The organism is Roseomonas aerilata DSM 19363 (assembly GCF_000711725.1).
Lineage (GTDB): Bacteria > Pseudomonadota > Alphaproteobacteria > Acetobacterales > Acetobacteraceae > Roseomonas > Roseomonas aerilata.
On the sequence record NZ_JONP01000080.1, the window covers coordinates 1 to 10,936 of the forward strand.

General features: G+C 64.6%; 7 protein-coding genes and 3 pseudogenes. 3 read left to right on the top strand and 7 right to left on the bottom strand.

Going from position 1 to position 10,936, the window contains the following annotated elements:
• The 3 genes from BO39_RS27980 to BO39_RS27990 all read left to right on the top strand — a co-directional run.
• Positions 1-332, top strand: a 332-nt coding sequence (locus tag BO39_RS27980; RefSeq protein ID WP_043837167.1) for an IS5 family transposase, incomplete at its 5' end; no start/stop codon positions are given.
• 443 nt (positions 333-775) lie between these two features.
• Positions 776-1,300 carry a hypothetical protein gene (locus BO39_RS27985; protein WP_043839976.1) on the top strand — a complete coding sequence of 175 codons (525 nt, stop codon included), beginning with the start codon at positions 776-778 and terminating at the stop codon, positions 1,298-1,300.
• A 337-nt stretch (positions 1,301-1,637) separates the two neighbouring features.
• Positions 1,638-2,477: a Bug family tripartite tricarboxylate transporter substrate binding protein gene (locus BO39_RS27990; protein ID WP_245615451.1), complete on the top strand. Its 840-nt coding sequence runs from the start codon at positions 1,638-1,640 to the stop codon at positions 2,475-2,477.
• A 185-nt stretch (positions 2,478-2,662) separates the two neighbouring features.
• Here the strand turns inward: BO39_RS27990 and BO39_RS27995 are convergent, their stop codons facing one another.
• The 7 genes and pseudogenes from BO39_RS27995 to BO39_RS28035 all read right to left on the bottom strand — a co-directional run bounded on the left by BO39_RS27995 (position 2,663) and on the right by BO39_RS28035 (position 9,675).
• Positions 2,663-3,121: a YajG family lipoprotein gene (locus BO39_RS27995; RefSeq protein ID WP_156964070.1), complete on the bottom strand. Its 459-nt coding sequence runs from the start codon at positions 3,119-3,121 to the stop codon at positions 2,663-2,665.
• Positions 3,122-3,726: 605 nt separating this feature from the next.
• Positions 3,727-4,509, bottom strand: a complete 783-nt coding sequence (gene istB, locus BO39_RS28000) for an IS21-like element helper ATPase IstB (protein WP_043839982.1) — start codon at positions 4,507-4,509, stop codon at positions 3,727-3,729.
• Positions 4,499-6,027 (bottom strand): annotated as a pseudogene (gene istA / locus BO39_RS28005) (IS21 family transposase). Before istA ends, istB begins: the two are co-directional and overlap by 11 nt.
• 114 nt (positions 6,028-6,141) lie before the next feature.
• Positions 6,142-6,811: pseudogene (locus tag BO39_RS32095) on the bottom strand (IS3 family transposase); the annotation flags it as partial.
• A 66-nt stretch (positions 6,812-6,877) separates the two neighbouring features.
• Positions 6,878-7,375 (bottom strand): annotated as a pseudogene (locus BO39_RS32100) (transposase); the annotation flags it as partial.
• Between the two features lie 78 nt (positions 7,376-7,453).
• Positions 7,454-8,217, bottom strand: a protein-coding gene (locus tag BO39_RS32105; RefSeq protein WP_156964072.1) for an IS5 family transposase whose coding sequence is annotated in 2 segments (ribosomal slippage) — positions 7,454-7,884 and positions 7,884-8,217 — 765 coding nt in all. Because the reading frame shifts where the segments join, the coding sequence is not laid out codon by codon here.
• Between the two features lie 1,224 nt (positions 8,218-9,441).
• The gene (locus BO39_RS28035) at positions 9,442-9,675 is read right to left on the bottom strand and encodes a hypothetical protein (RefSeq protein ID WP_043839986.1); all 234 of its coding nucleotides are present in this window, start codon (positions 9,673-9,675) and stop codon (positions 9,442-9,444) included.
• Positions 9,676-10,936: the final 1,261 nt, after the last annotated feature.

The window sequence follows — 10,936 nt, forward strand, 5'->3', positions numbered from 1 at the left end:
ACGCGGTGCCCGGTGTGCGGGCCAGGCACCGCGGGCGCCCGCGCCGTAGGCCCAGCAAGCTTCACGCCGACAAGGCTTACGATCACCGCCGCTGTCGCCGTGAGTGCCGCACCCGCGGCATTACGCCGCGCATCGCACGGCGCGGCATCGAGAGCAGTGCCCGCCTCGGACGACACCGCTGGGTGGTTGAGCGCACCTTCGCCTGGCTCGCCCGGTTCCGGCGCCTGACCGTCCGCTACGAACGCCGCGCCGACCTGCACCTCGCCCTGACAACCCTCGCCTGCGCCGTCATCTGCCTCCGCCAGATCAGGAGGTTTTGTCCTTGGCTTTAAGGCCAGCAGCGGCAATGAGGCGACTGGCATGATCGAAGCGCTGGATGGCCTTCCTCTGATCCCTCCGCCGGGCCGGGCGCCTGGACTTCTCTGGCGCACCCGACACCGTGGGCTAACCTTGATCAGGCAGCCCTGACAGCCCGCAATATAGGCCGGCGCACCGCCGGCAACGGAACCACGACAACGCCTCCGCCCAGGTCAGAGCAGGCGGGAGGGCCGGCACGAGATCGGCCGCCAGGCGCCGTTTTCCTATATTCGTATTCTATCCAACCGCGCCCCAGAACATGTCTCTGCCGACCGTGAGCATGAGCACGGATACCACGAGGATTAGCAGCGCAATAGCAATCAACACCCGGATGTCGAAGCGTTGTTCGCGGGTCCACCTACTCATTCATGAGCCTCCCAGGTGGCGTTTGCCATGTAACGCGTGAAAGGCCGCCAAAGTGACCGAAGCCGACAAGATCAAGGTCAATCGTGCCCCTGTCCTGACCCTCTGGGCGGCCATTGTGGCGGAGCGGCTGGGCCATGATGCCGACACTGCCATCACTCTTGGACGGGCGGTCGCGGGCTCCAGCGCCAGGATCAAGGCTCGCGCCATCGGCATCGAAGAGCCGGGGGAGGGGGACGACAAGCCGAAGCCGCCTCCAACGACGAAGCCAGAAACTGTTCACCTCCTCGGCCGCGATGTGCCGGTCGTGAAGGTGAAGGGTGGCTTGCGTGCCCTGGCCGAGGGAAAGGCAGCCGCGGTGGCGCCGGCACGGGGCTATGTCGAGCGCGCCTTCGGGGAGCACCTTGCGGCCGTCCGGAAGGCTATGGAGGACTTGGCCGGGTCAGTGGATCCGGACGAACTCAACCGCGTTGGCTTCCGCCTCTATGAACGGTTCCGGCCCGAGGTGGAGCCTGGGGCAAAGGGATGGGGCGCGAAGGGTGTGCTGGATCTCGAGAAGCTTCGCCGCGCGGTAGGGTAGGAGCCGCACCAAGCGCCGCTGCTTCGAGCACGACCTAGCCCACTGCCTCACCAGCCCGTACTGCTTCGTCGTCTCCTAGTTGGAGTAGGCTTTCGTGAGATCCATGAGGAGGCTGGCCAACCAAAAGCCGCCTAGTTTGATTCTGCCTGTTGTGGGTCCCTACTATGACGAAAAACAGGAGGGTCGCGGTATGCGTCGTCGAAAGGTGCTGGGCGGTGGCGTGGCGGCTCTAGGCATTGGAATGCCGCCGCATGTGACATTAGCCCAGGAGGTGGTCTGGCCGAGCCGGCCAGTGACGGTTCTTGTCCCCTACAGCCCTGGAGGCGCCTCCGACCTCGTGGCACGCGCCATCGCGCAACGAATGCAGGTGGCGCTTGGAAAGGCGGTCGTGGCAGAGAACCGGCCTGGAGCGAACGGGGAGATCGCCTCGCGCTTCCTGGCTCGCAGTGCGCCGGATGGACATACATTTTTGGTGGGAGCCATCGGAGTTTTCGCGATTAACCCGGCGCTGCGGCCAAACCTGGGCTACGACCCGCAACGAGACTTCACCCCCATCACCCTGGCTGTGACCTCGCCCAACGTGCTGGTGGTGAACCCGCGGGCGGTGGAAGCTACGGACTTGGCCGGCGTGATTGCGTGGCTGAAGAGGGAAGCCGGGCGCACGTCCTACGCGACCAGCGGCATCGGCTCCTCCCATCACCTGACCATGGAACTCTTCAAGCAGATAACGGGCACCGACCCGACACATGTGCCCTATGCCGGGGGTGGCGCAGCTGTAACGGACCTGCTGGCAGGGGCGGTGCAGCTTGCCTTCCTGGACTTGGGCATCGTGGCTGGGCAGATCGCGGATGGACGGCTGAAGGCGATCGTCGTCACCTCCGCCGAGCGCGACCCGCTGCTGCCAGCGGTGCCGACCGCACGAGAGGCAGGACTACCCGAGATCGTTGCCACCTCCTGGCAGGGGATCGCAGGGCCAGCGAGCATGCCGGAGGCGACTCTCCAGCGCGTCCACCGAGCCGTGGTGGGAGCGTTGCAAGAACCTGATGTGGTCGGAAACTTGCGCCGGGCCGGTCTGACTGTGGTGGCGAACGAACCAGCGGAGTTCGCTGCCTTTCAGGCCACCGAGATCGCACGATGGAAAGCGGTTGTGCAGCGTGCAGGCATCAGAGCGGAATAGCTGGATCGCGCGGTGCTCGCGTCAGCTGGCGTATGTCACAGCTTGGTACCTGACGGGGAGTCGCGCTCTGATAGAGACTGCACAGCAGAAGAAGGGAGGAGGGGGGCCATCTATCGGTTACCCCGCTGACCAAATACCCGCCGGGCATCCCGATCTGGTCGATGCGTGTAATTCTGCGATCCGAGCTACGCCCGAACAGCCGCGCGTAGCTCGGGCTTGTCGAGCAGCTTGTCGACCGCTTGGTTCATCGCCTGCAGTGCAACGCGCTGAAGATCCTCGACGGAAGCGAAGACGCCCACACCGAGCGAGAGAATACTTCCGTCCACGATGTAGACCTTCTCCCGTCCACGCCAAACCTCCCGGCCGCTTGCACGCTCTGTGACAACGACACTGAAGTCCGCAGTCGCTTCACGGCGGATATACTGGTTGGCGTCAAACTGATGGATGGCACCGGCCAGGGTGTAGGGCGAACTGGTTCCAGTGGCGCTCAGCCCACGGGCCGCCAAGCCGTCCGCAAATGCCTTCCTGACAACCTGGTCGACAGGTTCGGGAGCGTGCAGCGCCTTGAGCGGATTGCCGTATCCGCCCCGGATTGTGCCAATCCAGGTGGGATCATCTCGGCCAGTGCGTCGCTCGTTGATCACCTGAGGTGCAACTTGCAGGACAGGTCTTGCAGTCGCGGCCGGCTGTATGGTGACCGTCGGTGTGTACCCCATCGGGGCCTGAGTCGCGCCGCATGCGGCCATCGCTAGAACCATCGGAAGGACAGCAAGCTGTTTAAAATGCATCTGTTCCCTCACATCTGCCGAGGTATGGCTCGTGTTAGAGCCAAACTTTTGCCGCAGTATTACCAATGAACAGGGAGCCACGCCGGGTATGGCCGCGCAAGACGGGGAGTGACTTTGGCGTGTTTGGTCCTGAATGTGTGCTTCCCGAACCCCAGCACGTGCGGCGGTCATCTGCTGGTCGCCGCGATGCGACCGCTGCCACGGCCCCGGTCTGCCTAGGCAACAAGCTCTCGCCGCTCGAGGCGTTGAGGAAGGCCTGGAAACGTTAGTGGCGAACTACCCACAGACCAGTCCCCAGCAAATGGGGATAACTCCTCCCGATCGGGGAACTGCTGATCCTCAAGTCCGATCCGCCTCCTCCGGCACGCCCCAGATGCTGTTGATTGCCACTGAGCCTTGACCCGGGGTTGCCACGAGGATCTGACCCGGGTTGTGGATGTATGCGGGGGTTTCGGATCCCGTCAGCTTGGCTGTGGCTTCCTTTCACGCTGGGTTTGGGTGGCGGAGCTGTTCCTGAAGCGGAAGCTGTCGTTTCCGGTCTCCAGGATGTGGCAGTGGTGGGTGAGCCGGTCGAGGAGAGCGGTGGTCATCTTGGCATCTCCGAAGATCGCCGCCCACTCACTGAAGCTGAGATTGGTGGTTATAATGACGCTGGTCTGCTCGTAGAGCTTGCTGAGCAGGTGAAACAGCAGGGCACCTCCGGAGGCGCTGAACGGCAGGTATCCCAGCTCGTCGAGGATCAGCAGGTCGGCGTGGAGTAGGCGGGCGGCGACCTGCCCGGTCTTCCCGGCTGCTTTCTCCTGCTCGAGGATGTTGACCAGTTCGACCGTGGAGAAGAACCGCACGCGTTTGCGGTGGTGCTCGACCGCCTGAACGCCGAGCGCGGTGGCGATGTGGGTCTTTCCTGTGCCGGGCCCACCGACCAGCACGATGTTGTCGGCTTTCTCCATGAAGGCACCGCTATGGAGCTGGCGGACCAGGGCTTCGTCGATCTGGCTGCTGGCGAAGTCAAAGCCCGCCAGGTCCTTGTAGATCGGGAACCGTGCGGCCTTGAGCTGGTAGGCGATGGAGCGGACCTCCCGCTCGGCGATCTCCGCCTTGAGCAACTGAGACAGGATGGGGATCACGCTTTGGAAGGCAGGCGCGCCCTGCTCGGTCAGTTCGGCTGCGGCCTGCGCCATGCTGTGCATCTTGAGGCTGCGCAGCATGATGGTGATGGCGGCGGCCGCCGGGTCATGACGCATCACGGCCTCCCTCCCTCGGGCGCAGGCTGTCATAGCGGGCGACGTTGGCCTTGGGCTCCTGTGCCAGTACCAGGGCCTGGGGCGCCTCCATCGGCGGCACCTGAGAGGCCGCTCCATCGGTGAGCCGGTGCAGTAGGTTCAGGATGTGGGTCTTGGTGGAGACGCCGTCCTGCAAGGCCATCTCCACGGCGACCAGCACGGCCTGCTCATCGTGCTGGAGGACCAGGGAGAGGATCTCGACCATCTCCCGGTCGCCGCCGGACCGGCCGTGCAGGTGGCGCTGAAGTTGCCGGAAGGCCTCCGGCAACTCGGCAAAGGGGGCACCATTGCGCAGGGCACCGGGCTTGCGCTGGATCACGGCCAGGTAGTGGCGCCAGTCATAGATTGTCCGGCCCTGCCCGTGGTGCGAACGCTCGATAATCCGCTGGTGCTCGCAACGACGGCGCCCTCGGCCACCACCACGATGCGGGCGCGATAGACCCGCAGGCTGACCGGGCGGTTGGCAAAGGAGGCGGGCACGCTGTAGCGATTGCGGTCGAAGTGCACGAGGCAGGTCGGCGAGACCCGCTTGGTCTCATCCACGAAGCCGTCGAAGGGCCGCCGAACCGGCATCAGACAGCCCACCTCCTGCCGCCAGACGGCAGCAATACTGCCGGGCTCAGTCCCGTGCGGGATCTCCTCCCACAGGGTGAGGCATCGTTGTTCCAGCCAGGCGTTCAGCGCCTCCAAGCTGGCGAGCTGGGGCATGGGCTGCCACAGCCGGTGCCGGGCATCCTGGACGTTTTTCTCGACCTGACCTTTCTCCCAACCCGATGCCGGATTGCAGAACTCAGGCTCAAACAGATAGTGGCTCGCCATGGCCAGGAAGCGGGCATTGACCTGCCGCTCACGGCTCGGTCCGATCCGGTCGACGGCGGTGCGCATGTTGTCGTAGATGCCGCGCCGCGGCACGCCGCCCAGCACACGAAAGCCATGGTTGTGGGCATCGAATAGCATCTCGTGCGTCTGCAGCAGGTAGGCCCGCACCAGGAAAGCTCGGCTGTGGCAGAGCTTGAGATGGGCGACCTGCAGCTTGGTGCGCTCGCCACCGAGGATGGCGTGCTCCTCGCTCCAGTCGAACTGGAACGCCTCGCCCGGACCGAAAATCAGAGGCACGAAGACGCCGCGGCCGGTGGTCTGCTGCTGGCGGAGCCAGTCGTCCCGCCAGGCCCGCACAAAGGCCGCGACCCGCCTATACGAACCATCATAGCCAAGCCCGACCAGCTCCGCGTGGAACTGCCGTGCCGTGCGTTTCTGTTTGCGCGGCCTGCGGGCATCCGTCCGCAGCCAGGCTGCCAGCCGCTCGGCAAAGGGATCCAGCTTGCTGGGGCGATCGGGGGTCCTGAAAAGGGGCTCCACCGCCTCGGACCGCAGGTACTTACGAATGGTGTTCCGCGACAGGCCAGTCCGCCGGGCGATCAAGCGGATCGACAGGTGCTCCCGGAAATGCCAGCGCCGGATAACGCTCAACAACGCCATGTCCAACACTCCCGCCGCCCCCGCCCGAAAGGCCGAGGCTAGCGTCCGAACATGGGTCAACTCTCAGTGGCAACTTCACCCCGAACCGGGTCAGATCTCAGTGGCAATCAACATGCGGTCCTCGACGAAGTCATAGGCCCAGACCTGGTTCGGCCGCTCCGGCCGCAGTCGTACGCAGGAGCCGTCATTCAGCCACAGCCGCCCACGTTTGGGCTGCCGGGCGGGCACCTTTAGCCCCTCGCGCCGCCAGATACGCTCCACGCGTTTGTGGTTGCACCGCCAGCCCTCGGCTCGCGAGCCAAGGCCGTGATCCGGCGGTAGCCGTACCTGCCATACTGCCGGGCCAGGTTGATAATGCGCTCGGTGAGCGCCGCCTCGTCGTCCGCTGCGCGCGGCACCTTGCGCTGCGTCGAGCGGTGCTGTCCCAGCACCCGGCAGGCAAACCGCTCCGAAACCTCCAGCTTGCCCGTGACGTGCTCGACGCAGGCCCGACGGCGGGCGGCGCTCACGGGTTTCCCGACGCGGCTTCCTTCAGCACCAGCTTCTCGAGCGTCAGATCCGCCACGGCCTTGCGGAGCCGCCCGTTCTCCTGCTCCAGCTGCTTCAGCCGCTTCACCTGGTCCAGCTTCAGGCCGCCGTACTCGCTCCTCCAACGGTAGTAGCTCTGCTCCGTCACCCCGATCGTGCGCACCGCCTCGGCAGTGGTCTTGCCCTGCGCCAGCATCACCTCGACCTGCCGCAGCTTGGCCACCATCTCTTCCGGCTTGTGGTGCTTCCTTGCCATCCCAACACCCTCCACGGTTCCGCCGGTCTCACCTTACCAGCGGACCGCTTCTACGGGAGAAGGTCACCGGAACTCGGCGCTCGCGCCATTGCCCGCGTCGGCCAGCACGGTCTCGAACCGCACGCCCGCGGCCCTGATCCGGTCTAGCTCGGCGAGTGTGATCTCGCCCTTGCTCCGCGGCACCATCTCCGCCGCGGGCACGCCCGCCCGAGCACAGCGCTCCGGCTTATTCGTCCAGGCGTCGAGCAGGAACAGACGTAAGCCCACCGGCACGGGGATTTCGTCCCGCGCCAGGGTGAGTGAGACGAGCGATTAGCAGTTCGCCTTCTTGCGCAGCTGCCCGCAGTACTGGCGCGCCACGCCGACCGAGAGCTCGCCCTTCTTGGGCAGCGCCGTGTCGTCGATCACGAGGTACGCGTTCGGCCCTCCCACCAGCCGGCCCGCCTCATGCGCCAGCACCGGCCAGAGCGGCGCCCAGGTCCGCCGCGTCTTGCGGCCCAACACCTTAAGGAAGGGCGCAAGCCAGGCGTCCAGATCGCCCGCACCACCAACGGCAACCACCATGACCACCTCCTGCCGAAGCCGTGCCCCAACAGGTCGGTCGATCACGTCACATTCGCAAGTGCCCAGGTAGTGCTAGGGTCAGGACTCATTGATCCAGAAGAGCACGGCGGCCGCGAGGCAGATGGCGGACATGAAGGTGTGGGCGCATCGGTCGTAGCGCATGGCGACGCGGCGCCAGTCCTTCAGGCGGCCGAACATGTTCTCGATGCGGTGCCTTTGGCGGTAGAGGGCCTTGTCGTAGGGGAGCGGCACCTTGCGGCTCTTGGATGAGGGTATGCAGGGCTTGATGCCGCGCTCGACCAGGGCCTCGCGGAAGCGGTTGCTGTCGTAGCCCCTGTCGCCGAGAGGTTCCTTTGCACGTGGCAGGCGGGGCAGCATCAGGGCTGCCCCTTTGTGGTCGCTCATCTGCCCCTCCGAGAGGAGAAGGATCACGGGCCGACCCTTGCCGTCACAGACGGCATGGAGCTTGGAGTTCAAGCCGCCCTTGGTGCGCCCGATACGGCGGGGAACATCCCCTTTTTGAGCAGGCTGGCGGCCGTCCGGTGCGCCTTGAGGTGGGTGGCATCGATCATCAGGCGCTCGGGCTCACCCGCTCGCCCCACGAGCCCTGCGAAGATGCGGTTGAACACGCCGAGGCGGCTCCAGCGCACGAAGCGGTTGTACAGGGTCTTGTGGGGTCCGTAGGCCGCCGGGGCGTCGCGCCAGCGCAGCCCGTTGCGGATGACATGGAGGATGCCGCTGACCACCCGCTGGTCATCGACCCGGGGCACACCGTGCGAGAGCGGGAAGAGGGGCGCGATCCGCCGGATCTGCGCCTTGATCGGCCAGAACAGATCAGCCATGGCAGCACCTCCGGCCACCATGGAATCAGCCATTCAGATCAGGCGCTAGCCCTGATTAACGGGTCCTGACCCTAGAGGCTGTGGAGTCCATTGAAGCTCTTGCCGACGAGGCACGCGACGCTCTCACGCTGAACGCGTCGTTCAGCCCGGCGCTTCCGTTCATGCGCCCTCAAAGGCTCGCGCTTACCCGCGCCTTGCTTGGTTACCAAGACGTCCCAGGCCTCCTGCAGGCGGCCTGAAGAGCCCAGGCCAGCACCCATGGCGAAGTTAGCTCGAAGTGAGACACGGACAACCTTCTCTACAAGAGAGGAGCGCCTGGCTCCCCCAAGAACATCCGTGTCCGCGACTGTTCTTCCCTTCATGCGGCCGCCTCCATGCACTTTCTGCATCACGCAGGCCAAGCGTGCCCGATCCGCTGCCTGGGCCACCCAGAGAGCATTCTCCCTGAGCAGGGCCTGGTGGGTTGAGACGCACCTCACCGACGACGGAGCCACATGGCTCGGTGTCGTGATGCCCTTAAGCCGCCGCTGCGGAGGAGAATTTAGCCTCGCGTGGCTGATTGAACGAACTGGAAGAGGGGTGGAGCTGACACGCTCCATGACGTGGAAGGCAGAGGTGTTCCATGACGTGAATGCGGTGCTGGCCCTCATCGAGACGGTCGAGCGAATGCTCTGCACGGCTGCTTAGCAAACGGCGAACTCGTAGTTTAAGATGACTGCGCGGAAACGATTTGGCTGGCACAGGAGCAATCCGTTCGGCGTCATTCTGACGCCTGCTGACGCGCATCTCCAACGCAGTGATTCGGCGCCACTGGCCGTTTTCTCGAAGCCTCCGCAAAGCCTTACGAATGGCCGCTTGACCTGGCATGGAGCAGCGCAGCTTCACTTTGGACCACCCTAGAGGCAGCCGAGCTGAACCAGCTCTCAGCGTCGCTCGCGCCGTCCAGGGTAGACTGCTAGGGGACCAAGGCGTGAGCGTCTGTCGTTCCTGCTCGTGCTGAGCAAGTCGCGCTTGGCTGTCCTCTGAGCGGAGCATCGCTGGGATGCCCTATCGCCTCGGCGTACTGCTTTCTGCTGGTTATGCCCTGTTTACGGAAAGGTTGTAGTCTCTTACTCGTCCAGCGGGATGGGGACGAAGGTCACGTCACGTTGGTGGAAGTTGCTGGTTGGGAATCCGCCAGCAGCTTCCAACGCATATCTCAGGAAAGTTGCTGGCTGCAGCTTGTTAGCGCGAGCGCTGGTTAGCTTCCTGCAACTGCCTCACCGACGCAGTGGCTGCCTCGTAGGCGGTCTGAGCGCTGCGATAGCCGTGTGACCCCTCCCCAATAGACCGGGGCGGCGCGGCGGGGAGATCCTCGATGAGGCGCCACCACCAGACGGAAGCGCCGAAGCCGCGACGCTCAACAACGATCTGCACGTCGGATAGGGCGAGTTTGGAGCGCAAGGGGAACACCACCATCTTGGGGTTGCTCGACGTCGCGAACTTGCGACCACCCGCCTTACCGATCGGTTAACTGCGGGCCCCGGCCGTCGCATTCATATGCTCGCCTCTGGCCAGCGAGGGCTCGTCGTTCCTTCCGATGAGGTGGCCGCACTCACAATTTGCTTGAAGGGCTGGCTGTTCAGCGCGAAGCGTTGCCCCGGCAGCTCACTGACCGTTTGTGGCTGACCTTCCCGGCCAACCTTCGGCGGGGCTCTGGGGCGTAGGACCCGATCGTCGGGTCCGACGCATGGACCTGACGATGACGAAGCCGCTCTCCCCCACATAGGTGCAGATCCTCAGAGCTGCCGCTCAGCACTCGGCAGGCACGGCCGAGGCGCCTCCGGATTTACCGGCCGCTGCACAAGCGCGGTCTTTGGGAGCATGCTGAGAGCTGGGCTGCTGGAGGCGGTGCCCTCCTGCAACGGTGTCACCGCGATCCGGATCACTGCAATCGGGCTGGCGGCGGTGAGAGAGACGAGTCGAGCTACTTCGTCCCGGGCTTACGCTGCCTTCAGCTGAGCGCTGTGAGGGCTACGCGGCATGGGCGCGGTGCTCGGCGCTGCAGCGATTTCAATCGTGGGTTCACCATTGTAATCGTGTTCTCCAGCGCTGATTGCTGCCGCTTCCACGAGCTCAGCCGAGGTGCCACGTTCCCGCTCGATGAGTGCCGCCAAGACGGCCGCACACATCATACTCAGCAAGCTACCGACGAGTACGAGCGTCATAGTGCTTCTGTCTCCTCTGCAGGAGCCGTCCGGCATCTTGCTCGGTCACCCACTCTCCTTATCGTGAATTCACAGCCGGGACAAGAAACCATTTGTAAACAGAAGTTTGCAACCAGAGTCTGGTCTTTATGTTCTCTTCACCGACGCCGCCTTGCGTAATGTCCGGCACGACATCAGCGCACGAGAGAACTGGGAGCCTGCTGCGCTTGCAGGTTGTGTGTGAGCAGAACTTCTCGCTTGGTATTCATCGCTTAGAGGCTGTTTCCACTACTACCTTGAGTTGAGGAACCCCGTTCCGGCGGTCTGCTGACCATCACCCTACCTCTGCAGCTTTGGCGTGGAGGGAGAGGTGGACAGAAGGATCCTCGGGCTGATCGCGACAGCAATGGAGTGCTGCGAGGGAGGCCGCTCCCGCGGACGCGGCCACCCGCCTGCATCCTTGGTTCGTGTGCTCGCCACCCTCCGGCAGTTCGTGCGCGAGGGCACGCCTTGGCGGAGCCTGCGAGCGACAG